The sequence below is a fragment of the Paenibacillus elgii NBRC 100335 genome, assembly GCF_004000865.1.
GTDB classification, from domain to species: Bacteria; Bacillota; Bacilli; order Paenibacillales; family NBRC-103111; genus Paenibacillus_G; species Paenibacillus_G elgii.
In genome coordinates, this window is sequence record NZ_BIMB01000013.1 from 94793 (window position 1) to 118453 (window position 23661).

Genomic DNA, 23661 nt, shown 5'->3' on the forward strand with positions numbered 1-23661 from the left:
CCTTCGCCTTTCGCGGAACAAAAAATAGACCGCCCATCCCACTAGGGACGGAGCGGTCTATCTTTTAAGTTTCAATTATTGCACATCGTCTGTCATGCTGCTCTTCCAAGCTTCGCTTCCGTCGGCGTTCCTTACGGATTCGTGTGAAACGGTAGCTTCCTGCACGTCGCCAAAACCCCAGTGGCTTTCCGCGACATCCGGGAACTGAGGGGCAACCCCTTTCAGCGGACCGCGATACAGCATCCGGTTAATCATCGTTACCGCTTCGACCCTGCGGATGCTGTCCGCAGGCTTGAAGGTTCCGTCCTCGTAACCGGCAAGAAATTTGCCGCGGTACAGTTCTTCAATCGCATTCCCTGCCCAATGTTCGCTGACATCCTTAAAATGATTCTCGCCGGATGCGCTGACATTCAGGCTCAGGAAACGCGCCATAACGGAGGCCAGCTCACCTCTGGATACCTTCGCTTCCGGACGGAAGCTGCCGTCTTCGAAGCCGTTAAAGTAGCCGTATTTCGTTGCAATCTTGATGTAATTCGCCGCCCAATGGCTCTCTTGAACATCGTTATAAGCAAGAGCGTCGGTTACCTTTGCATTTTCCTTCATTCTCGCAACAATCGCTGCCAGCTCTGCACGGGTCAGAGCGTTCTCCGGGTGAAACTTGCCATCCGGATATCCTAAAATATAGCGTTGATGCTTCAGATTTCCGAAGCGGTCGGAAAACACTTTCATCTTGACCGCAGAGTCGGCCTTCGCAGAGCTCGATGTATTTCCTTCCACCGTGAACTTTGCTTGAATGTCGAATTCCGCATCCGCTGCGGCGACCGTTTTCCATTTCAGCTTGAGCTTGTAGCTTCCCGCTTGACCGGCCGACAGCTTGCCGACTTTCCACGTCACCGTGTTTCCGCTCACGGTACCGCCGTCCGCATCGATCACTTCCGCTCCGGCCGGGATCGTGACGGTGACGACTCCAGCATCGATCGAGAAGACCGACTGGTTCTTATAGTCGACCGTAATCGTCGATTGCTCGCCTTCTTTTACAAGGTTTTTATCCACAGACAGATTCAAAGTAACATCGGACGTTGCAGATCCGTAGTAAAATCCGCCGCCGTACGAAGTGGATGAATTGTTACTCGCAGGAATTTGCCGGATCTTGAAATCGAAGGCTACGATATCTTGCCCGACATGAATAATGCCGTCTTTAATGTAGCTGTCCGAGCCATCTGCCGCAGGCATGTTCGGTTTCGCTGTAAGTGTGCTGTAATCGTAGTACCCCGCTTTTGTCGCGACAATATAATAGTCTGCATTCGGATACACCATCCAAGCGTACTGTCCGGCAGCGTCCGACAGCTGCGGGTTGTGATTCTTATTTGGCGCAAAAGCGGTCAATTCAGGCAGTTCGACAGGCGTATGCGGCGTACGGCCGTTTTGTTTATTCAGCTCCGTATCTGCCCAATACAGCTTCACGCTAACCCCGTCAACCGGCTTGCCGGAAGCCTCGTCAGTAATCGTGCCATAAGGATCGATCAAGGAGTAGACAACGCCCAATTCTCCGTTTTGCTTCACGTTCACGATCGCCGGCGGTCCGGCCAACACGACGCCATTCGGCGCTTTAATCTGGTACGAAATTTTGTACTGGCCGCCTGGTACTTTCTCCAATTCGAAGCTTCCATCGGCTTTTAGCGCCAGGGTCGATTGGAAAACGGTCCCGTTGATGCCTTGGATGACGGCGCTGACATTGCCGCTTCCGAACAAGCTTTCCGGCGTCTGCTGCACGTTCGAAGCGGACGGCGCGATAAACAGTTGACCGCTGATTTTGTTGGCGGAATCAATCTTTTGGCCTGCCGCATTCAATTGGCCCACAACTGCCGTTTGCGTGCTGTTCAAGGTTACCGTCCGGTTTCCGAGCTGTACCGGCGTTTGAATATTCATCGTATACGCGAAGTTGCCCCGAGGTACCCCGATTTGGTAGGAACCGTCTTGTGCGGTCGTTACAGTCGAAATGAAATCGACGATTCCGTCCCCGTTAAAATCGGCGGAAATCGAAACCGTGGCTCCCGCCGCCGGCTTTCCTGTTACCTGATCGATCACGATCCCTCGAACGGCTGCAGGCATGTAAGTCACTTCTATGCTTTCCTGCTTCGTCAATCCGGATTTCGGATCTTTCGCCGATACCGTGACCACTTCGTTCAGAGGCGTAAGGCCCTGAAGCGCCGGTGCAGTGTACTCGATGGAAGCAATCCCTTGCTCATTCGTAATTGCCGTTACATCATTCTTACTATTTCCGAAGTGGAACGTCACCGGCACGCCGGCAACCGGGCTTCCGTCCGTCGACACGACGCCCGCGCTCAACGTCACTTTGGAGCTGCCGTCTCCCGGAATGGAGTCAGGCGATTTTTTCAATGTTAAGTTGAACGGCGGCACCTGCTCTTGAACTACAATGGTTTCCGTCGCGGTTTTTCCATCGTAGGTTACGGTAATGACGGCCGTTCCCGGAGCTTTGGCCGTAATCACACCATTCGCATCGACCGACACGATATCGGGATTCGAGGAAACGTAGGTTGCTTTTTTCGTTACATCTTTAATGCTTTCGTCCAAATAAACGGCTATCGCCTGCGTCTGATGAGTGGCGCCCGGTACAAGCGTATAGTTAGCCGGAGTTACCACCAGATCGCGCATCGTCGATGTAGTCGTTCCCGTAGCGCCGGAAGCCGGCGATTCGATCCCGTTGCTTACCGCGCTTACGGTAAAGTTGTGGTTCGTTCCCGGTTTAAGTCCCGTCACCATATAACGGGTATCGGTTATACCGGAGGCAATCAATTTCCCGTTATCGTAAATATTATAGGACTGCGCGCCCGGAACCGCATTCCAGTTCAACGTTGCGCTTGTGGATGTCACATTGTCCGTTGCAACCCCTGTCGGAGCCGCAATAGGCACCGTAATCGAGGCTTGCAATGTTGTTCCATTATAAACGGCATAGATCACCGTCGTTCCTGCACCGACAGCCGTAACGAGTCCGCTCGGACTGATGGTGACTATAGCGTTGTTAGCGGAGCTGAACACGGATTGATTCGTTACTTCGACTTTGGTTCCGTTCGAGTAAACGGAAGAAACGACCGTTTGATGTGTAGAGCCTACCGGCAGCGTATAGCGGATGCTATCCAACGTAAGGTTTGCCGAAGTCGGAAGCGTTACGCTGTTGGACGGCGCGGATTCCATCACGCCGTTCTCGCCTTTGACTACCGCCGTCACGGTGAATGTCGCAAACTCTCCCGGCGCAAGATCGGTTACCTGGTACGTGGCGCTGCTGACATTCGTCGCATACAACGCCCCGTCTTTATACAGATTGTAATACGTGGCGCCGGTCACGGTATTCCAGGTCAGCTTGTTAGCCGTCTCCGGCGTCGTTCCGGCTTTCAGGTTCGTCGGCGAAGGCGGAATCGTAACGGTAGCATAAGCGCCTCCGACCATCACCTTGGCCGTCACTTCGCCCGAAGGCGTACCGCTTCCGAAATCCAGAACCGTCGTTCCCCGGCCGCTACCATCCGAAATCGCATCCTTGTTCGTCAAATTGCCCTGTGTCGAGGCAAAGCGGACCGGAGCGTCCGAAACCGGATTTCCGTCGACATCATAGAGCGTGGCAATGACTTGGAATTGTCCAGGCTGCCCTGTCGGCACGGTATTGACGGTTACGTTCGTCGGAGCCTGCTTGTATTGATATTTCGTCGTATCGATCGGAGCCAGCTCGTTCGTGAAATACCACGAAATGATGTCGTGTCTCTCGAAAGCGCCACCTGTTGCCGCAGTAAATCCTGCATAAACCCCCGGCTTCCCTTTGAATGTGTCGGCCAAATCGATATTGTTGACATTCAATACAGGATCGATCGGCCGAGCTTCCGTGCTGCTGATATAAACTTTGACGTTATTGCCGGACCCGTCATAATCGATCCACGAATAATAGTCTGTGCCGCTTGAAAGAATTATGCCTTGCGAATTAAGCTCGTTCGCCGATGTATACCAACCGGGGGTCGAGTTTTTAACGTCCCCGTTTACGGCCAGCCCGATGTAATTGTTCGACGGATCGGACATATCGGTGTTTTTATACGTATCGTATTTCACCGCAAAGCTGGGCTTGATTCCCCCGTATCCGATACCTACCCCTACCGATCCCGCAGTGTTGGATTCAGCTTGAATTGTAAAGGTAATGCCGTCGGCCGGATTACCTAACTTATTCTCATTCAACCGGAATTTAAAAAACGTGCTGAACGAATAATTGTCACCCGGAGCAATAAGCTTTTTGTTAAAAGCCGTGCCGAACTTGTTGGTTAATGCCTCGGTTAAACGCAACACCTGGCGGTTTTTGTTGTCCGTTTCTACTTTGGCAGAGCCGTTCAACGAGAACAGCGCGAGTTGTTTTGCATTGGAAAAATCGTCATTCTTATAAGTAACCCACCTCACGCTGTCTTCCGCCGCATGGGCCTGCAAAGCCGGCTGCAGCAGGGTTACCACCATAGAAATCATGAGCAGCCATGACATCCATTTCGATCGATGCAATTTCATCGTTCCCGCTCCTTTTTCATCTCTCCTGAAATAGCAATTCTACTTTTCGTTTTTGTATCTTCGCGTCTCACCCTCCTTCGTTTTAAAGAACATTTTTTGTTCACTTTACCAACCGCTTCTGAACAAAATCTGAACACCTTTCGAAAAAAACAGCCGTTCGAGTCCGCACCGGCCGCAAAACTTGCCGGAAAGGGTGAGATAACTCAAATTCGTATCTTTTTCCCAATTCGTCCATATTTTTATTTTGTGAAATAATTAACATTTTTTCGTTTTAAAATGCAGAAGAGGACGAAATTTTGATATGATCATGAATAGGAAAACGGCGGTTTTAAGCCGTTCGCTGGAACGAACAATTTTGCCGGGTAAACAGGTTTTTTAACCAATAGATTACTCTTGTATACAGAAAGAGGAGGGCGCGAATTTGGCCACCCAACAACACGTCAATGGGGTCGGGTTTTCACGGTTTACACAAAGCGAGGTGCGCCGATGATTCGGATCATTCTTGCAGACGACGAAGCGCTGGCTCTGTTCAGCTTGCAAAAGCAGCTTGAGAAGCTGAACGGCGGCGTCATTGTCGGCGCCTATCAGAATGGGGCGGAAGCCGTCGAGGCGGTGCTGCGCGAGAAGCCGGAAGCTGTCTTTTTGGACATCGACATGCCGGAGCTCAGCGGCTTGGAAGCGGCCGAGATCATCATGTCGCACTTGCCGGAAACCGAGATTATCTTCGCGACGGCTTACGAGGAATATGCGCTCAAGGCTTTCGAGCTGGCGGCGATCGACTATTTGCTGAAGCCCGTCTCCACGCAAAGGCTTGCCAAAACATTAGCCCGGCTGTCGCAAGCCAAAGCCGCCAAAACCGAACCGGACCACCCCGCGGGGACGTCTAGGACGAAGGAGCAGGTTACGATCCGCTGCTTTCAGACGCTGGAGGTCGACACCGGCGAATCCGGGCCCGTGCATTGGCGAACGAACAAAGCGCAGGAGTTGTTCGCCTACTTCGTTCACCTTCGGGACCAGCCCGTACGCAAAGATGCGCTGCTGGAGATGTTCTGGCCCGATATCGATCCGAAGAAAGGCTACACGCAACTCTACACGACCATTTACCAAATCCGCAAAACCGCAAACGCCGTCCATCCCGGCATCCGGATCGTCAGCGGCGATAAAGGGTACCGGCTCGAGCTGAACGGAGTCGGCGTTGACGTGGTGACTTGGGAGGAGGGACTGCAAACCGTCCCGCCTCTCAGCGAGCATACGCTCGCGCGGCATTTGCAGCTGCTGGAGCTGTATCGCGGCGACTATCTGGAGGATTGCGGTTATTGGTGGGCGGAGAACGAGCGGGAGCGGCTGCGTATGCTGTGGTACCGGCATGCGATGCGCGTCGCGGCTTTTCTGGAAACACGGGACAATGCGGCGGAAGCGTTCCAGCTCTATTTTCTCATCCAGCGTCGGTTCCCGTTCACGGAAGAGGTGTATTGGGCGCTGATCAAGCTCTTTACGTATATCGGGGACCGGGTGTCTGTGGAACGGCAGTACGATACGCTGTCGCAAATGCTGCACGACGAATTCGGTACGAAGCCGGCGAGATCGCTTGAGCAGTGGTACCGGGAGCGCGTTGTTTAAAAAATGTTCAGAATCTTCGGCTATACTCAGGAGACGGCTTCTTCGCGTGCGGTGCAGGCACGTGCAAGAGCCGTAGTTTCTTGAGGCGGTGATACCATTTGGCCAAAATTATGGTCGTAGACGATGCCGCATTTATGCGGATGTTTATGAAGGATATATTGGAAACTGCGGGGCATCAAGTCATATGCGAGGCAGCCAACGGAAGGGAAGCGATTGAGAAGTATGTTACTTTTCGTCCGGACCTCGTCACGATGGACATTACCATGCCCGATATGGACGGCATCGAGGCGTTGAAATTGATTATGGAGCGCGACCCTGCGGCGCAAGTCATCATGTGCTCGGCGATGGGGCACCGGGAGATGATTCTTGAGGCGATCCGGAGCGGGGCGAAAGATTTTGTCGTCAAGCCGCTTCAAGGCTCGCGGGTGCTGGACGCCGTGGACAGGCTGCTTGAGGTCTAATAAGAGGCTGTATGAAATTCAAAACCCACCGACAATAAAGGTCAGTGGGTTTTGTGGATCTATAGGGTGTCCTTGCGAAAATGACAAAAGTCATTGCAGGTTAAAATACGACACATCACCACTATATCCCGTGTAGCTGCCGCCGGAATAATGATAATTTTCAACGGACAAACGATATTGTTTTCCTTTTGGCATAGCATTGTAAACGTCTGCTGGAAGATGATATTCATAGAAAGTTCGGCCTTCCGCCATATAAATGGGGCCGGAATTATAAGACCAACTGCCGTCCGTCGCAGCAAGCGTAAATTGAGCACCTTTAACGTCAGGTGTCTGATACCATTGAACCGTAGTTATTGTCCCAATATATCCAGTGCCATTCCGCGGAAAAGCGATTTGAGTTTTGCTGTCGGCGGAAACTGAGATGGCCAACCCGACAGTCAAAAAAAGTACCATAAAAAAAGCAGCTAGAAGACGACCTTGTTTAAATCTCTGCATGGTTTCACCTCTTCTATTTTTTAGTAGATATAAAGTTGGCCAACTTCCATCTAATCCCAAATATATCATATTATCTTAATTTTAGCAAAATATATGAATTATGTGCTCGAGAACAGATCTCCATGCTATCCTGCCCCGACAAGCCGGCCCCTCTTGTACACCTTATGTACGGCCAGCTTGCCCGCCTCGGCGTTCCAGCGGAATGTCACCATATCCGCAGCCTGCCCGGCTTCCAGCGTACCGATCCCCGTGCAGCCAAGCAGGCGCGCCGGTCTGTCCGTCGCCATCGCTACGGCCGAAGCCAGCGAGGAGCCCGTCATCTGTGCGAATCGTCCTACGCAGTCCGCCAGACTGACCGCCGCTCCGGCGAGCAGGTTCGGATTCTCCACCATGTGCAGACGGCCGGACGGCAGCAGCTCGACCTGACCGCCGACATGCGTGCGGTAAGTGCCGGGCGGCAAGCCCGCCAAATGTACGGCATCGCTGACAAGCAGCAGGGCGTCGCCTTTCACTTTGTGCATCACGTTCACGACGGAAGAGTGCAGATGATGTCCGTCGCAGATGACGCTGGCGGCAAGCCGGTCTTCCGCCAGCTGCGACCAAATATAGTGCGGATGGCGCGGAAGCTGCGGATGCGCTCCGTTCCCGAGATGCGTGCTCATCCGCGCTCCCGCTTCCGCAGCAGCCGCGATGTAATCGTGATCGGCGGCCGTATGGCCGATGCTGGCAACGATGCCCGCCTCCGTCAGCTTGCGGATAAATGCCGCAGCGCCCGGGCGTTCCGGCGCCAGCGTAACCAGCCGGATGCGGCCCCCCGAAGCTTCCTGCCATACATTGAACTCGGCCCAGTCCGGGTCCCGCACATGCTCCGCCGGATGGGCGCCCCGAGGTCCGTTTTCGTCCGATATATAAGGCCCTTCCATATGAATACCTACTACAGCGGAAGCCGTCAGCTCATCCTGCTCGCAAGCGAGCCGAACCGCCGTCATGCAGTCTCTCATCTGCTCGAAGCTCGCCGTAATAACTGTCGGGCAGAAGGACGTCGTACCGGAAGTCAGTACCGCTCGGACCAGCCGCTTCACGGTCTCCACCCGCCGGTGCATATCGGCCCCCGTCAGGTTGATGTCCTCTCCCCCGTACCCGTTGATCTGCAGATCGACGAAGCCCGGAGCAATCCAGAGCTCGTCAGGTCCTGACGCCTCAGTGCCTAAGCTTTCCATCTCTTCCATCGACGCAATGATACCCCCGGATGCAACCAAGCGAACCCGGCTCCCCGTATCTGCCCGCCGTCCTTCAATTACCGTCGTATTGGGATCGGTCACTTTCATCCCTCCTTTGTATGCGCCGTTATTGCGATGCAATGCGGGAAGCGCTGGCGAAATCCAGAAACATATCGCAGCGGGCCGAGCGTCTCAAGATAGACGCCGGGCAGGACAAGTCGACCGGGCCGAACAACGTCCGGTGTACCGCATCACTTTTGCGTTCGCCAGGCACCGTGCAAATAATATGCGAAGCCGATACGATGGACGGGATCGTCAGCGTCAGCGCCTCGTGCGGTACCGCATCAAGCTGCGGGAAGCAGCCGTCGTTAACCTGCTGCCTGCGGCTCGTTTCGTCCAGCCCGACCTTCTTAATGCGGACGGGATCGGCAAAGTCCGCCACATGAGGATCATTGAAGGCGATATGCCCGTTCTCGCCGATTCCGATGCAGGCAATATCGATCGGGTGCCGTTCCAGCAGCTTCGTGTAGCGAATGCACTCTTCAGCAGGATCGTTCAAGCCGTTCAAGGCATGAAATTCGAGCGGCGTCCGGAATGCGAACAGCTCCGACCGTAAATACGTCGCAAAGCTCTGCGGCGCCTCAGTCGGCAGACCGACATATTCGTCCAGATGATAGCAGCGGATGCGCTCCCATGCGACCGAGTCTATTGTGCGCAGCGAACGCAAAAATTCGTTCTGCGACGGAGCGGAAGCAAATACGACCGCGATCGTCTCCTTCTCCTGCAGCTTCGTCCGGATCGCTTCCGCCAGCCGCTGCGCCGCCGCTTGCCCCATGGCTTCCCGGGTATCGTACGCTTCGGCGGTCACCTGTTCGATCGTCCATTGCTTCATTATCCGTCATCCTCCATTCGTTTGTTTTCGGCTCAAGTCTCAAGACTCATTTCAGTTCGTCACCGTTCGGACGGACTGCCGCACGACGAGCTTCTCGTCGAAGACGATGCGCTGCGGCGGTGTGTCCGGGCCGCCGAAGATCTGCCCGAACAGCATACGCGCCAGCGCTTTGCCCGCCTTATAGGTTGGGATGGAGACGGTTGTCAGCGGAAAAATCATCAGGTCGATATCGTCAAAACCGATCAAGGACATATCCTCCGGAATCCGAAGCCCTTCACTTTGAAAAGCTTTGACGACCCCCAGCGCAACCACGTCGTCGAAGCATATGAACGCCGACGGCCGCTCTTTCATCGCAATCAGCTTCCGACCGATCTCGACCCCGTCAGCCAGCTCTTGGGCTCCTTCGAAAGTAAACTCCGTCCGCAAAGCAAGCCCGCGCGCCGACAAAACATCCCGGCATGCCCGAAGGCGCTCCCGCGAGGCCCTAGACGTGGGAAGCCCGGCAGCGAAGCCGATGCTGCGATGGCCCCGTTCGAGCAAATGCTCCGTCACCTGCCGCCCGCCGTTGTAATCATCGAACTCGACATACGAGTTGTCCAGCCCCGGCACGCTTCCGAGCAGGACGAAAGGGACGGACTTCGCTTTCAGATCGAACAAATGGTCGAACGTCACCTCCTCAAGCAGCGGCGCAACGATCAGGCCGTCCACCCGTCTGCTTAGCATCGCTTGAATCTGCTCTTTTTCGGTGCGATGATCCTCGAAGCTGCTGCATAGAAATACCGTATAGCCGTATTCGCCTGCGACCTCCTGGACGCCCTTGGTCAGCCTGCTGTAAAACGGATTCGTGATGTCCTTGATGACAAGCCCGAGCGTTTTCGTATATTTCATGGACAATCCCCGGGCAATCTCATTCGGAACGTAGCCGTACTGCTCGGCTGCCTTCAGCACCTTCTGTCTCGTTTTCTCCGAAAATCCGTCCTTGTTGTTCAGCACGCCCGATATGGTGCTTTTGGCGAGACCGGTCATTTTCGCCAAGTCGCTAATGGTGAGCTTCAATCGATCCGCGCCTCCTCGATTTGAACCGGTTCAAATTTATTTTTTAATAAAAGGAAATGCTTTGATAAAAACATTCCCATCATGATCCATAACTAATTTGAACCGGTTCAATTTTCCTGTATTATATGCCCGCTTTGCTCGTTCTGTCAAGCTGCAGCAAGGCTAGCGCTGCGAACATCGACGTAAAAAATCGAGCATGCGCCGAAGCGGCACCCTCGATTTTACATGGGTACTCTCCTCGCGCTTCATTTTGGCGCAACTGCTGAAGGCAAAGCCGGAAGCCTGACGGTTAGCGTCGTTCCCTTGCCGTGAACGCTCTGCACGGCGACGGAGCCCGTATGCATCTCTACGATCCGCTTAACGATCGCAAGCCCAAGCCCGCTCCCTCCCGTGCTTCGATTGCGGGACCTATCCGCCTTGTAGAACCGCTCGAATATATGCGTCACATCGTTCTCGGGAATACCGATCCCGGTGTCGGTGACGAAAACGACCGCCTGCTGCCCGTTGCGCTTAAGCCGAACGCCGATCGTCCCGCCGGCCGGGGTGAATTTGATGCTGTTGTGCAGAAGATTGACCCACACTTGGCTCAGCAAATCTTCGTCAGCCTCGATGCTGACGTCTTCCAACGACACATCCATGTCGATTCCTTTATCGTTCCACTGCGGCTCGCACGCCAAAATCACACTGCGCAGCTGCTTGTCAAGCCGGTACCGCCTCCGCTCAAACGGATGATGGTCGGATTCGAGGGAGGTCAGCTTCAACAGGTTTTCGCTCAGCTTGGACAGCCGGGCGCTTTCCTTTTCGATGATGCCGAGATAATGCATCCGTTCCTCCCGGCTAAGCTCGTCGCTTTGCAGAATGCGGGCAAAGCCGCCGATCGATGTCAGCGGCGACTGAATTTCATGGGAGACGTTGGAGATAAACTCCTGGCGCATTTTTTCCATCTGATTGAGCTCGACGGCCATATGATTGATGCTTTCGACGAGCTCGCCGAACTGCCCCGGGACGCGCTCGTCCGAAGGAATGCTGACGGTGAAATCGCCTTTGGCGATCCGCTTCATCGCATCGATCATCGGCCGGAACACTTCCATGCGCTTGTCGCGAAAAATGACTCCGATCGTCCCCATAATCCCCATGCTGGTAACAAAGGCAACCAATTGGGTGAATAGCTGGCCGACATAATCGGAAGGCCGACTTCCAAGCGCATTCAGCAAATAGCGGATGAAGAAATAAGCGGCCGACCAGCTCGCCAGCGAAAATAAAAGTAATAGGCAAATCCCGCAAACGCTTTTAAAAAATCTCCATCCGCGAGCCGTTTTCCGGTTCGCCTGATACTGTACTTCCATTCCCGTCCCTCCTTATCCGCGATAGGTTACACCTGCTGCTCTTGAATGCGAAGCTGCTGTGCGGCGAATTCGCGGTACAGCGCATGCGTTTGGAACAGCTGCTCATGCGTGCCGATGCCCGTTACTTTGCCTTTCTCAAGAAAGACGATTTGGTCCGCATCCACCACGGTCGACAGCCGATGCGCAATAACCAGCGTCGTCCGTCCCTGCATCAAATTGTTCAGCGCTTGCTGCACGACGATTTCCGACTTGCTGTCCAGACTGGAGGTCGCCTCGTCCAGCATCAAAATTTGCGGGTTGCGCAGCAGCGCCCGCGCAATCGCGATCCGCTGCCGCTGACCTCCGGACAGCTTGACGCCCCGTTCCCCGACTTCCGTTTCGTAGCCGTTCGGAAGCTCGTGAATGAACGTATCGGCATAGGCCATGCGTGCCGCCTGCTCCAGCTCTTGGTCCGTCACGTCGTGCGGCAAGCCGTAACAGATGTTGTCCCGGATCGTCCCGGCGATGAGCGGGCTTTCCTGGGAGACATAGCCGATGCGGCTGCGCCACGACGGCAGCGAGTACTCGTCGATCAGCTCGTCCCCGAGCTTGATCGCGCCTCCGGTCGGCGGGTAGAACCGCTCGAGCAGCGCAAACAGCGTCGTTTTTCCACTGCCGCTTGGTCCGACGATGGCTGTGACTTTGCCGGGCTGCATGGTGAAGCTGACATCGTCCAGTATCGTTTCGCCAGCTTTATAGGCGAAGGTTACTCGTTCGAGCGTCAGCGGCCGGCCTGCGTTATCAAGGGGCTTGCCGGTGGCGTGATTCTCTTCCCCGAGCTCCAGCAGCGCTGCAATTCGTTCCGTCGCGCCGACCGCCTTTTGAAATTGCGTGAAAAAGTTCGTAATTTGCGTAATCGGCAGTACGAATTGGAACAAATACAGGATGAACGCCACCAGATCTCCCGCCGTCAGCGTGCCGGAAGCGACCCGCGCGCCGCCATACCCGATAATGATCACAAGCAGCAGCATCAGGATGAAGAAGATAAGCGGCCCGACCCACGCCGAAACGATACCTTCCTTCAAGCCAAGCCGGAACAGCTTCTCAATGCCCGTCTGCCCGTTCCGGTATTCAACCGTCTCCGCATTCGAAGCTTTCACAAGCCGGATCTCCGACAATACCCGGCTGATCACCGCCGTGAAGCCGGCCGTTTCATCCTGAAGGCCAACCGAAATCTTATGCATCTGCCTGCCGAGCGGAGCCAAAATCAAGATGGCCAGCGGCACGACGATTAGCATCATCAGCGTCATTTTCCAATCGAGATACAGCAGTACCGAGATCGATCCGACGACCCCCAGAATGCCGGTGAAAAAGCCGGTCAAGTGCTCGCTGATCAAGCCTTTGACGACGCCGGTATCGTTGGTCATCCGGCTGATCGTCTCTCCCGTCTCATGATTGTCGTAGTAGGAGACCGGCAGCACGAGCAGCTTTTTCCACAACCGGTCCCGCAGGGACGCAACGACCTTCTGCCCCGCCCGGTTGAGCAAATAAACGCCGACGCCGCCCGCAATCGCTTGAACGATGAAAGCTACCCCCATCAGCACGATCTGCGTCAGGCTTAAGGAGGTCAGCGAGAAGCTGTCGACCATATTTTTCGTAAACAGCGGAATCGCCAAGCCGACCAAGGTCGAGATGATGCTTAGAAACAGCGCGGCGGCAAGCAGACCCTTGGAAGGCTTCGTTTCCCGGACCAGCCGGATCAATTGCCGCCAATTCGCCGATGTTTTCGGTTTTGACATGTACGTTCCAACTCCCATTCTATTTTCCTACAACTCTCTTCCGTTTGACAATCTGTACTTTACGATACTTTTTTAAACGGAATATTAACGGAAAAGATTGGAACTCCGGGAAAAGAAAAAAAGCCTTCATCCGCGCAAAAGCATCGGATCAAGGCCGGCTGCGCAGCCGCAGCCTCAACAAAAGTCAGACAGCCGCTTCTTCCGCGGACCGTCTCTTGATTTCGCTTACCGTCTCTTCCGGAGTCTGCTCGGACGTATCGAGCCAAAGGCCGATTTTCGGCGTTTCGTTATGCAAAATGCCGTTCAACCCGGCAACCGTCCACAATCCGTAGCCTTTCTTCGCCCGGGCCGCCTCTCTTGCGGTAACCACCTCGCTGCCCGGCGCAAGCACGACGACATAAAGCGGACGATGCCGGACGAACGAGATGAACTCTTCCAGCATCGGACCGATGACGACGTCCTGCACGACGACGGTGAAGCCGGCATCGGCATACGTATCGGCCGTGGCGGCAGCCAGTCGGTGCCGCAAAAGCAGCTGACGAGTCGCTTCCTCGGAAGCGCCGGGAAGCAGCTCTTCCCGGCCTGTGACGATCATCCTGCGGAACGCGTCGCCGCGCAAATGAACTCCCCGGCCGAATTGCTCGGCCAGCAGCTGCGCGACCGTCGATTTGCCGCTTGCCATCACCCCGGTGATGAGATAAATCGCAGTTTCTTCATCGTGTTTCATGCGAATGCCCCTTTCCCGCGAACTTCGTGTTGCTTTCAGTGTAACATCCGCGCAGCAATCATCATTAGGGACAGTTTGGATAAAACGGTTTGCTCCTCCGGTCCGGTCCGAGGTCAAAACAGCGCCGGTAAGCTGCTATTTGACTATGGCGGCGCTAATTTCCGGATGCATGCGCACCCATTCTGCTTTCGCGTAACGCCCCTCCGTTCGAAGGCGATCCAGCCAAGCTTTCGCTTCCCGCTCCCCGGCTCCATGCACGGTCCGGTATGCTTTTTGCAAGGCCGACTCCACCTCCAGGGACATTTCTGCGTCGTCCCCACATACGTAAATGCGTCCTCCCCGATCAAGGATATCCATCAAATTCGAGGCATGGCGTTCCAGCAAATGCTGTATATGGATGCTGCTTTTCCCTTCCGCACGGGAAAATGCTTGATGAAGCGTAACGACATCCTCCCTATCGTAGCGCTCAAGCTCCTCGCGATAAATCGAATCCGCTTCGCTCCGGCATCCGATATAAAGATGCGCCTCGCCCAAAGCGGCTCCCTTCTCCCGGATCGCGGCCCGCGCCTGCATAAAGCCCCGGAAAGGCGCCGCCCCCGTCCCGGTCCCGACCATAATGATCGGCGTCGCCGGATCTTCCGGGAGCCGTAATCCGGCTTCGGGCGTACGGATGAAGATCAAGACCTCTTCTCCGGGCCTGCATTCGGCCAAGTGATTCGAAGCAGTCCCGCGGTATTCGCCGCGCCCGTTCCAAGCCGGGTCCTGCACCACGTCTACGGCAATGCTGACATGCCTTGGGCTGGTCCGCGGAGAGCTGGATATGAAATAATATCTCGGTTGCAGAGGCGGCAGCAGCTCGATCAGTCTTTCGAACGGCAGCTGGCAAGCTTCATATTTTTCAAGCAGATCGAGCATGGTTATGCGCTTCTTCAGGATCTGCTCTTCGTAAACGCCCTCCTCTGCCATCGCTTCCATTTCACGCTTGTGCGGAGGACACACCGTATAGGCCGCAAGCTCACGAAGCTGCTCGCGTGCGACGACCTCCTGCAGCTCTACGCACCGGCTCAGCAGCTCATGGATACCGGCCGGTCGATCCAGCGGGAGATGCGCGAGGCCATTACCGTTTGCCGCCGTGACAATCAACTGGTCGTTCCCCTTCAAGCCGTACCGCCGTAAAATCCGGCCGACGTTCGCCAGGCTGTTGCTTGGCAGCACGCCGAGAAGATCGCCCTCCCGGTAGGTAATCCCATCCGGCAGCGCAAAATCCAGATGCCGTGTGCTCCGGCCGCTCCCGGCCATTCGGAGCTCGCGGTTATCCGTCACCGAAGCATAGAAAGCATCATAGGCCCGGGCAAGCGGAAGTGTTTCCAATCCGCTGACCATTTGGATATGAAGACTGCTTTTCATCTTTGCTGCGTCGCTTCGTTCCAGTCCGAAAACATGCCTAAGCTCGGACCATAGGCGGACCCGCCATTCGTCGAGCTGCTTCTCGAAGTCGCCGCCGGCATCCGCCTCGCCGCGCGCCGAAAGCCTCGCCGCTCCCTTCCGGGCCAGCTCTTCGTCAATCCACCGCGGCACATCCTGATACGTATTGGACCAGTTGCGGTCCCCGCACCCGAATACGGCGTAACGAACCCCTTGAAGCTCACCAGGCTGCACGCCTTCAAGCCATTTCACGAACTCGCGCGCATTGCCCGGAGGCTTGCCGTTATAGGACGCGGTGACGATAATCACCGCCCCGTCACTGGGCAGCCTTCCGACCCAATCGTTCAGCGGCGCAGCCTCGCTTCGGAAGCCCCACGCCCGAGCGGCATCCGCCAGCTCGCGGGCAATCCCTTCCGCCGTGCCCAAATTGGAACCGTAAAGCACGAGCAGAGACGTCTTTTCCACCCCTGCAAGCGGACGGCTCGCCTGCGCCTGCCCTTGATCCGATGCAACGGCTTTGGCATGGCCTGCTGTTGCCTGTTCATGAACCGCCGGGCTAGCCGTCTTATGCCGCAGCCGCACGCGGATATGAAAATCGCCCGGCTTGAGCGTCAAAGTTTGCTTCACGTCCAACTGATAGTTCGTATGATCCACCAGCTCAAAATGCCGGACAATCATGCCGAGAACCAGCGTCGCTTCGTGAAGCGCAAACTGCATGCCGATGCAAGCCCGCTGCCCGTTGCCGAACGGCTTGTAGGCATGGTTGGGAATTTTGCCAGGATCTTCGAACCGTTCGGGGCGGAATTCATCCGCGTCCGCGCCCCAAGCGGCTTTGTCCCGATGAAGCTGCGGCAGGATCACTCCGATGCCTTCCCCCTTGCAAATGCGATACTTGCCGCCAATGACCGTATCTTCCTTCGCATAGAGCTCGAATCCCGGGGCCGTTGGCCATAAGCGCAGCGATTCGTTTAAAATCATCCGAATGTAATGAAGCTGCAGCACCTGCGAATACGTCGGAAACGAATCCGTCAGCACCCGGTCTGCTTCCAGATAAGCCTTCTGCAGCACATCCGGATGCTTCAGCAAAAAGTATAAAGCAAACGATAACAAGCCGCTTGTCGTCTCATGTCCGGCGATCAAGAACGTGATGATCTGATACCGGATATTTTCGTCATCCAGCGTCTCGCCTGTCTCCGGGTCCTTCCCGTTCAGCATCCGGGCAAGCAGGTCGATTTCCCCCCGGTCCCCGTTTGCTTTTCGTTCCTCGATCATTTTGTCCACCAAGGAAAACATCGTTTGAATGTCTTCGTTAAACTGCTGTCTCGTTCGCACCATGAGCAGGTGTTGGATCTTTAGGCGGCTGCCTTGCAGCATCGCTTCGTTCAGAGCGCGGACCATGCTGTTAATAAAAGGGCTGGGCGTTTCGCGATAAAAACTGTTAAAGCGGTAATTGAATCCGCATAAGCCGATCGTGTCCAGCGTAAGCCGGGTCATGTCTTCCGCAACATCGATGCTTTCGTTGGGGTTGAGACGGGCCCATTTTTGAATCAGCTGCAAAGCGATATCGACCATCATCGCATGGTACCCTTTCATCGCCTGCTGGCTGAAGGTGGGGAGAAGAATCCGGTGCGCTTTTTGCCAATTCGGCTCATCCGTGCGGCTTGTAAACAATCCGTCTCCGCCAAAAGCGCGCACGTTCTCCAAGTCGCCCTTTATGCTTTTATCGAAGCGCGATTCGTCGCAAACTTCCGCTACGAGGTCATGTCCGGACACCATAATGCTGGAATAACCCGGAAGCGTGATCCGGTATATAGGGCCGTACTCTTCTGCGAGTTTACAAAGCGAAAGGGTCGGTTTCTTGCTGTCGATCAAAGGTAAATTTCCAAGGGGACCATAAGTTTTAGGTTGAGGAATGACTCCCGCTTCACTCATAACAACCATCCTCCCGATTCCATTAGCCTTGCCGAACCGCTTTAAACCTGCTTTACGGCTTGCTTGCTTTAAACCCGTGGTACAGCGTCTCCAGAACTAGCGCCGCCGCAGATTTTTTGGCAACGTGGCCTTCATGAACCTGCTGCCAGGTGACAAAGAGGAGCGAATACAGCACGTTCAGAATCCATTCGCTGCTCATATCTTGCCGGAAATGGCCTTTGCGCTGCAGCAATTGGATCATGTGGCGCATCGGTTCCTTCAGCTTCTCCTCGGCCGCGGACATCTCGGGGTTGTAATTCAGCGAGGTTTCATGTGCAAGAAAATAAATTTTGTCTCCTAGCGGAATCAGCGCTTCCACCAGCTGCGATATGTAGGTTTCGCTCGATTCCTCGTCCAGCGGGATACGGCTTATCGTCTCTTCCACGACCTGCGCCGCTCTTAGCCCCAGCTGCAGCATCAGCTGCTCCCTGCTCGCCACGTACCGATGCAGGGTGGCGATGCCGATGCCCGCGTATTCGGCAATCTCGTTCAGTGATGCCGTAGGCTTCTCGACCAGCAGCTCCGTAGCCGCATCGAGTATGGCACGAAGCCTGAGCTCCTTTGTTGCCGATCTGGCCGTCCCCATCTCTCCGCCTCGCTTTCGATAAAACTTTGATAGAAAAATCTATCATTTGGTTCCATTATAAACCAGTACATACATAAATTCAAATAAAAAAAGCCGTGCCGCTCACGGCTGAGGTCACGCTCCACATATGGTGTTTGTCCGCTTTCGCTCTGAACCGGCCCTTTTTTAGGAGCAACAAACTAGTGAAATCGCCGCCGGGTCATGCTATGATATGAAAATGCGTTACTACTAAACCATTTGATGGACAGCGAGGTCCCGATGAATCCGTACTCCCTCTATTATGAATTCGATCGTCAGGCATGGTCCGGGCTGCCCGCTACCGCGCCGCTTCGCATTACGATGGAAGAGTTCGAGCAGCTCAAAGGCCTGAACGATAAAGTTCCGTTTCAAGAGGTCGAAGAAATTTATCTTCCCTTGACGCGTTTTCTCGATCTGCTGGTGGAGAACGCCAGAACGCTTCACCGCACGTCCGCTTCGTTCCTGCAGAACGGCGCCGAACCGGTTCCGTTCATTATCGGCATCGCCGGGAGCGTGGCCGTAGGCAAAAGTACGACGGCGAGGCTGCTGCAACTGCTGCTGTCGCGATGCTCGGAGTACCGGAACGTGGAGCTGATTACGACCGACGGCTTCTTGTTCCCGAACCGCGTGCTGGAGGAGCGAGGGCTTATGAAGCGCAAAGGCTTCCCCGAAAGCTACGACATCAAGAAGCTTCTGCGGTTTATCCGCGATATTAAAGCGGGCAAGCCCGTCGTCCATGCGCCGGTTTACTCGCACTTGTCGTACGATATTGTATCGGACGAAGTGGAGACGATCCGCCAGCCCGATATTTTGATCGTGGAAGGCATCAACGTCCTGCAAGTCGGAAAGCAGTCCCAAGTGTTCGTCAGCGACTTTTTCGATTATTCGATCTATGTCGACGCGAAGGAAGAAGACATCGAGCAGTGGTACGTCGAACGGTTCCGGATGCTCCGCGAAACGGCGTTTCTCAATCCGAAGTCGTACTTCCACCGTTTTGCCGAGCTGCATGGCGAGGAGCTCGTCGCAACCGCTTCCGGAATTTGGCGGGATATCAACGCGGTCAATCTGCACGAGAACATTTTGCCGACCAAAGGACGCGCGAAGATGATTTTGGAAAAAGGGGCGAGCCACGCCGTACAGCGTGTATTCGTGCGGAAGTGACACGGCAAAAAGCCGCCCCTTCCCGGCGGCGGCGCTGCAACGCCGTTAAAACGCAGCTGCCAAGGAAGCGGACGGCCGTGCGGCCATAGGCCCGCTGCCGGCTCGGCTTTCCGGGTCCTATTCTCCTTCCCTTACGCATAGTGAAATTCGCATCATCCCGTGCTATGATATGGAAAGCCATGACAACAACCGTGGGAATATGACCTTGAGGTGAATCCGGTGCGTGCTCCGGCCAAATCCAAATTGATCAAAGTAACCCCGCCGCGCGTATTGGCGGGGGGCTTCGCTCTTATTATAATTATCGGCTCTTTTCTGCTGAACCTTCCGGCCGCCTCTGCGGACGGGCAGTCCATGAGATACATCGACGCTTTGTTTACGGCAACGTCGGCCACCTGTGTCACGGGGCTGATTATTGTCGATACCGGCGTTCATTTTTCATTGTTCGGGCAGATCGTTCTGCTGCTGATGGTGCAATTGGGAGGACTCGGCTTCATGACGATGGCCACCTGGTTCACATTGGCGTTGAAGCGCCGAGTCTCGCTGCGGGACCGTCTTTTATTGAAAGAGTCGATGAACCACGCTAACATTGACGGCATCGTCCGGCTGATCATCCGGGTATTCCTGTATTCGATAACGATCGAAGGGATCGCGGCGCTCTATTTCATGCTGCGCTGGTCGCAGGAGATGCCTCTCGGGAAGGCCGCCTATTTCGGCCTTTTCCATTCCGTTTCGATCTTCAACAACGCGGGCTTCGAATTGTTCGGCGGATTCCGCAGCTTAACGCCGTACGTCAACGATCTCGGCATTAATCTCGTTTCCATGATGCTGATCTTTTTCGGCGGAATCGGGTTTGTCGTCATCTCGGAGCTGATCGAGTTTCCCAAGACCCGCAAGCTGTCCCTACACAGCAAGGTCGTCTTGTCGACAAACGGCATTCTGGTGCTGGCGGGCGCCGTGCTCATTCTGATCTTCGAATTCACCAATGCGAAGACGCTGGGCAGCATGCCTTGGGACACGAAACTCGTCGCCTCCTTCTTCCAGTCGATGACTTTGCGCTCCGCCGGCGTCAACACGCTTGACATCGCCGAGCTTCGGACCGCGACGCAGTTTCTGATGATCGTCATGATGTTCATTGGCGCGGCCCCCGGCTCCACCGGAGGAGGCATCCGTCTCACGACGTTCGCCATTCTGGTCGGGGCTTTCATTGCGATGCTGCGCGGCAAGGAAGACGTCGTGCTGTTCCGCCACCGGCTGCCCGCGAAGGACATTTACAAAGCCGTCACGTTCACGCTGACCGCCGTAGTGTTCCTCTCCTTCGCGACGATGCTGCTGTCCACCTTACAGGACCAGGATTTTCTAAAAATCTTGTTCGAGACGACCTCGGCCTTCGGCACGGTAGGCCTCAGTATGGGGTTGACCGCCGACTTGACGTTTGCCGGCAAAATTGTGATGATTTGCGTCATGTTTATCGGCAGGGTGGGACTCGTGACGCTGGCGTTCGCCTTGCAGCCGAATCCGAAAAAAGAGCTGTACCGGTACCCGGAAGGAAAAATCATCATCGGATGAAGGCGGACGGCGCCTTTCGCTATTTTTTCAGCAGCTCGACCGCTCTTGCCAGCACCGGGTCCTTCCCGGCTTGAATATCTTCGTTGCGGATCAGCACTTCTTCGTCCGGCTTCAATCCGACCCGCTCGTAAACGTTGCCGTCGGCGGCTTTATATTGCTCGGCGGAGAGCATGACGATCCATTCGTTCGGCAAAATATTCATCAAGACATCGGAATGAATGCCTCTCGTCGTTTCGCCAATCACCGTCACCCGGTCGATCTCCTTCAGGGACATCGTTGCAATCTCTGCGGCGCTGGCGGTGACCTCACTGGTCATGACGACGATCTTGTCGGCCGGGATACTCTCCCCCTGCGGCTTGATATAAATCGGCGTCGGCGCGAAAAATTGCTCATAGCCGCCGCTTCTCGCCTGCTTTGAGAACGCCAGCTTCTTTTTGTCGGCAAACCGGTTCGCAAAAGCCACCGCAAAGGCGTCCGACCCGCCGCCGTTAAAACGCAAATCGATGACGATCCCGCGATTCCCGGCAAGCTCTTTGGCCGCATCAGCCAGTGCCTTGTCAATCTTCTTCATGTCGAACTCACCAAACCCGTTCATGTCGATATAACCGATGCCATCTTTCGTTTTGCCGTATTGAAGCTGGTCGTTCAACCGCTTTTGCAGCGGCCCGCCGAGGTAGCCGAGAATATTTTTCCGCATGGTCTCTTCGTTCTCGTTATAAATCTTCTCCCGCTCGCCTTCCTCCCGGGAAGGCGTGATTGTTGTGCCCGAAAGAATCATCGTATGTCCGTCGTTCAGCTTTCCGATCATTTCCTTGAACAAAAGCCGAAGCTCCTCCTCCGTCGTCTGCTGCGTTACTTTAGGCCGATACTCCTCGTACACCTTCTTCCAATCCACGTGGGCCAGCTCGAACAAACTGAAGCGTTCGTCGAAAATTTGCCAGAGTGTTTCGAAGTTTTGGACCGGATCTTTCGTAAACGCGTTGATTTTTACTTTCGGCAGCTCGTCGATTTTCTTATACTGTTTCACCGCCCCGGTTTCTTCCGTTAAAATCCCGTTCTGAAAATGACCCAGCGGCGCCCTTTTCCAGAGCGTGGTATTCAGCAGCGGATTGCCATGAAACTTCTCAACATAGATGACGCCATCCTTCTCGATTTGCCCGTAGGCAAAGGGGAGCAAGCTATCCTTCGTAAAGTTATAAACGATGACATTCTTATCATCCATTTCAAGAATGTAATTGTATCCTTCCGATTGCCACAGCTCGCGCTTCGATGCATCGATGTGCGGAGGCGTACCCGTCTTGACCTTCAAATAGGCAAACGCGCCTCCAACGCATAGAACGACAAGGACACCCACCGAAACCGCAATTTTCTTCCACATCGTTTCTCCTCCTTTTTCCCTGTAACCGAAATTTTGGGATTTACTCCATATTTTTGTGACAACTATACCTTACCATCATTTCGCACCGGCAAAACAAAAACTCCCAGGAGCAAATCGGCAATTCTCCGGGAGAGGAGCTGGGAGATCTATCGGTGCAGCATTACGTTCAGTTCAAGCATCGCAAAAACAGTCGGACGTTTATCTTACAATATTCCATGACATGCAAAACTGTACGCGCACGAACAGCGTCTCCCTGTCGCGTTGGCGCCCATTTTTCCCCAAGGCTGACGTTAGGGCGCTTGCGATAGAATATCCAGGATGAGCAGCAGCTTCGTTTCGTGTACCCTGCGCTTTTTGGATACCGCGAGTTTTTTTGTTAAGATCAACGTACAGGCAACCGGTCTGCGGAAAGCACGCAATGACAGGATCGATCGGTTATTCGGTGTTACGATAAGGTACGAAGGAGGCGGGTACTGTTGGATGGGCTGGATCGGATGAAAGAAGCTCTCGATCTTATGGAAGAGCGGTTGGACGGAAGGCTGGATATCGAGGAAATCGCCAGAGCCGCTTAGGTGTCCCCGTTCCATTTTCAACGCATGTTTCACATGCTGGCGGGAATGACCGTGGCCGAGTATATGCGCAAGCGCAAATTGACCTTGGCCGCGCAGGAGCTGGCTACGACTTCCGCCAAGGTGCTGGACGTTGCGCTGAAATACGGGTACGACTCTCCGGAGTCGTTCGCCAAGGCGTTCCGCAAAATTCACGGCATATCGCCGTCGGAGGCCCGCAATCCGGGCGTTAGCCTTAAAGCGTTTCCCCGGATCTCCTTCCATCTATCACTGAAGGGAGACAAAGATATGGATTACCGCATTGTGGAAAAAGAGGCTTTTACGGTTGTCGGCAAGTCCATTCAAGTGACGTGTCAGAACGGAGAGCAATCGCAACACATCCATAAGCTGTGGCAGGAATGTCATCGTGACGGCACGATAGCCAAGCTTGCTTCTCTGGGAGCGGACGAGGATTTGCTCGGCATCGTCGAGATGCAGCCGGACAACGAGACCATGACTTATACGATTGCAAGCATAGCCGGCCCCGAAGCCGCAACGGAAGGATTCGCCGTGAAGACGATCCCTGCTTCCACCTGGGCGATCTTCACCTCGGTCGGGCCGCTCCCTGGAGCGATCCAGAGCGTATTTGGCCGCATCTTTCAAGAATGGTTTCCGGCGACGGGCTATGAAATTTCCGGAGCGCCGGAGCTGGAAGTCTATCCGCCTGGCGATACGACGGCAGAGGACTACCGGTGCGAAGCTTGGGTACCGATTGTGAAGAAGTAATTATCGAAGAGCTTGCCAAGCGGCAGGCTCTCTTTTTTTGGTAAAAAGTAATCAAATGTATATGGAAAGT

The 23661-nt window shown here is 54.8% G+C and carries 15 protein-coding genes and 1 pseudogene; 5 read left to right on the top strand and 11 right to left on the bottom strand.

Translation table 11 applies throughout. The annotated features are described in order from the left end of the window. Positions 1-75: 75 nt before the first annotated feature. On the bottom strand, positions 76-4557 hold the full coding sequence (locus PEL01S_RS12520; RefSeq protein ID WP_127460532.1) for an S-layer homology domain-containing protein: 4482 nt from the start codon (positions 4555-4557) through the stop codon (positions 76-78). 486 nt (positions 4558-5043) lie between these two features. Between PEL01S_RS12520 and PEL01S_RS12525 the strand changes: the two genes are divergently transcribed. Further along, the gene (locus PEL01S_RS12525) at positions 5044-6177 is read left to right on the top strand and encodes a response regulator (RefSeq protein ID WP_127460533.1); all 1134 of its coding nucleotides are present in this window, start codon (positions 5044-5046) and stop codon (positions 6175-6177) included. Between the two features lie 98 nt (positions 6178-6275). After that, on the top strand, positions 6276-6638 hold the full coding sequence (locus PEL01S_RS12530; protein WP_063186194.1) for a response regulator: 363 nt from the start codon (positions 6276-6278) through the stop codon (positions 6636-6638). A gap of 90 nt (positions 6639-6728) precedes the next feature. Here PEL01S_RS12530 and PEL01S_RS12535 read toward each other — a convergent pair whose 3' ends face one another. The 9 genes from PEL01S_RS12535 to PEL01S_RS12575 form a co-directional block, all read right to left on the bottom strand. Beyond that, positions 6729-7133 (bottom strand): hypothetical protein, encoded by a 405-nt coding sequence (locus tag PEL01S_RS12535; RefSeq protein WP_127460534.1) that lies wholly within the window; start codon positions 7131-7133, stop codon positions 6729-6731. A 125-nt stretch (positions 7134-7258) separates the two neighbouring features. Then, positions 7259-8461, bottom strand: a complete 1203-nt coding sequence (locus PEL01S_RS12540; protein ID WP_127460535.1) for an N-acetylglucosamine-6-phosphate deacetylase — start codon at positions 8459-8461, stop codon at positions 7259-7261. A 19-nt stretch (positions 8462-8480) separates the two neighbouring features. Next, positions 8481-9245, bottom strand: coding sequence for a glucosamine-6-phosphate deaminase (locus PEL01S_RS12545; RefSeq protein WP_127460536.1), 765 nt, complete (start codon positions 9243-9245; stop codon positions 8481-8483). Between the two features lie 51 nt (positions 9246-9296). Next, positions 9297-10301 carry a LacI family DNA-binding transcriptional regulator gene (locus PEL01S_RS12550; RefSeq protein WP_239551575.1) on the bottom strand — a complete coding sequence of 335 codons (1005 nt, stop codon included), beginning with the start codon at positions 10299-10301 and terminating at the stop codon, positions 9297-9299. Positions 10302-10546: 245 nt separating this feature from the next. Beyond that, positions 10547-11647, bottom strand: a complete 1101-nt coding sequence (locus PEL01S_RS12555) for a sensor histidine kinase (RefSeq protein ID WP_127460537.1) — start codon at positions 11645-11647, stop codon at positions 10547-10549. A gap of 26 nt (positions 11648-11673) precedes the next feature. Next, on the bottom strand, positions 11674-13425 hold the full coding sequence (locus PEL01S_RS12560) for an ABC transporter ATP-binding protein (protein WP_127460538.1): 1752 nt from the start codon (positions 13423-13425) through the stop codon (positions 11674-11676). 184 nt (positions 13426-13609) lie between these two features. Then, positions 13610-14152, bottom strand: coding sequence for an AAA family ATPase (locus tag PEL01S_RS12565; RefSeq protein ID WP_127460539.1), 543 nt, complete (start codon positions 14150-14152; stop codon positions 13610-13612). Positions 14153-14287: 135 nt separating this feature from the next. Beyond that, positions 14288-17509: a bifunctional cytochrome P450/NADPH--P450 reductase gene (locus PEL01S_RS12570; RefSeq protein WP_127460540.1), complete on the bottom strand. Its 3222-nt coding sequence runs from the start codon at positions 17507-17509 to the stop codon at positions 14288-14290. A gap of 52 nt (positions 17510-17561) precedes the next feature. Then, on the bottom strand, positions 17562-18134 hold the full coding sequence (locus PEL01S_RS12575; protein ID WP_108532473.1) for a TetR/AcrR family transcriptional regulator: 573 nt from the start codon (positions 18132-18134) through the stop codon (positions 17562-17564). Positions 18135-18392: 258 nt separating this feature from the next. Between PEL01S_RS12575 and coaA the strand changes: the two genes are divergently transcribed. Both coaA and PEL01S_RS12585 read left to right on the top strand, forming a co-directional pair. Further along, on the top strand, positions 18393-19313 hold the full coding sequence (coaA, locus tag PEL01S_RS12580; RefSeq protein ID WP_063186178.1) for a type I pantothenate kinase: 921 nt from the start codon (positions 18393-18395) through the stop codon (positions 19311-19313). A gap of 219 nt (positions 19314-19532) precedes the next feature. Continuing rightward, entirely contained in the window at positions 19533-20879 is a 1347-nt protein-coding gene (locus tag PEL01S_RS12585) for a TrkH family potassium uptake protein (RefSeq protein ID WP_063186176.1), read from the top strand. Positions 20880-20898: 19 nt separating this feature from the next. On the opposite strand, the gene PEL01S_RS12590 is transcribed toward PEL01S_RS12585, so the two are convergent. Next, entirely contained in the window at positions 20899-22257 is a 1359-nt protein-coding gene (locus PEL01S_RS12590) for a S41 family peptidase (protein WP_063186174.1), read from the bottom strand. A 476-nt stretch (positions 22258-22733) separates the two neighbouring features. Between PEL01S_RS12590 and PEL01S_RS12595 the strand changes: the two are divergent. Further along, positions 22734-23591: pseudogene (locus PEL01S_RS12595) on the top strand (AraC family transcriptional regulator). Positions 23592-23661 lie beyond the last annotated feature (70 nt).

Excerpts from the sequence above, each read along its gene's own strand:
- PEL01S_RS12520 (WP_127460532.1), bottom strand. The coding sequence starts at position 4,557 with ATGAAATTGCATCGATCGAAATGGATGTCATGGCTGCTCATGATTTCT.
- PEL01S_RS12525 (WP_127460533.1), top strand. The coding sequence starts at position 5,044 with ATGATTCGGATCATTCTTGCAGACGACGAAGCGCTGGCTCTGTTCAGC.
- PEL01S_RS12535 (WP_127460534.1), bottom strand. The coding sequence starts at position 7,133 with ATGCAGAGATTTAAACAAGGTCGTCTTCTAGCTGCTTTTTTTATGGTA.
- PEL01S_RS12540 (WP_127460535.1), bottom strand. The coding sequence starts at position 8,461 with ATGAAAGTGACCGATCCCAATACGACGGTAATTGAAGGACGGCGGGCA.
- PEL01S_RS12545 (WP_127460536.1), bottom strand. The coding sequence starts at position 9,245 with ATGAAGCAATGGACGATCGAACAGGTGACCGCCGAAGCGTACGATACC.
- PEL01S_RS12555 (WP_127460537.1), bottom strand. The coding sequence starts at position 11,647 with ATGGAAGTACAGTATCAGGCGAACCGGAAAACGGCTCGCGGATGGAGA.
- PEL01S_RS12560 (WP_127460538.1), bottom strand. The coding sequence starts at position 13,425 with ATGTCAAAACCGAAAACATCGGCGAATTGGCGGCAATTGATCCGGCTG.
- PEL01S_RS12565 (WP_127460539.1), bottom strand. The coding sequence starts at position 14,152 with ATGAAACACGATGAAGAAACTGCGATTTATCTCATCACCGGGGTGATG.
- PEL01S_RS12570 (WP_127460540.1), bottom strand. The coding sequence starts at position 17,509 with ATGAGTGAAGCGGGAGTCATTCCTCAACCTAAAACTTATGGTCCCCTT.
- PEL01S_RS12575 (WP_108532473.1), bottom strand. The coding sequence starts at position 18,134 with ATGGGGACGGCCAGATCGGCAACAAAGGAGCTCAGGCTTCGTGCCATA.
- coaA (WP_063186178.1), top strand. The coding sequence starts at position 18,393 with ATGAATCCGTACTCCCTCTATTATGAATTCGATCGTCAGGCATGGTCC.
- PEL01S_RS12590 (WP_063186174.1), bottom strand. The coding sequence starts at position 22,257 with ATGTGGAAGAAAATTGCGGTTTCGGTGGGTGTCCTTGTCGTTCTATGC.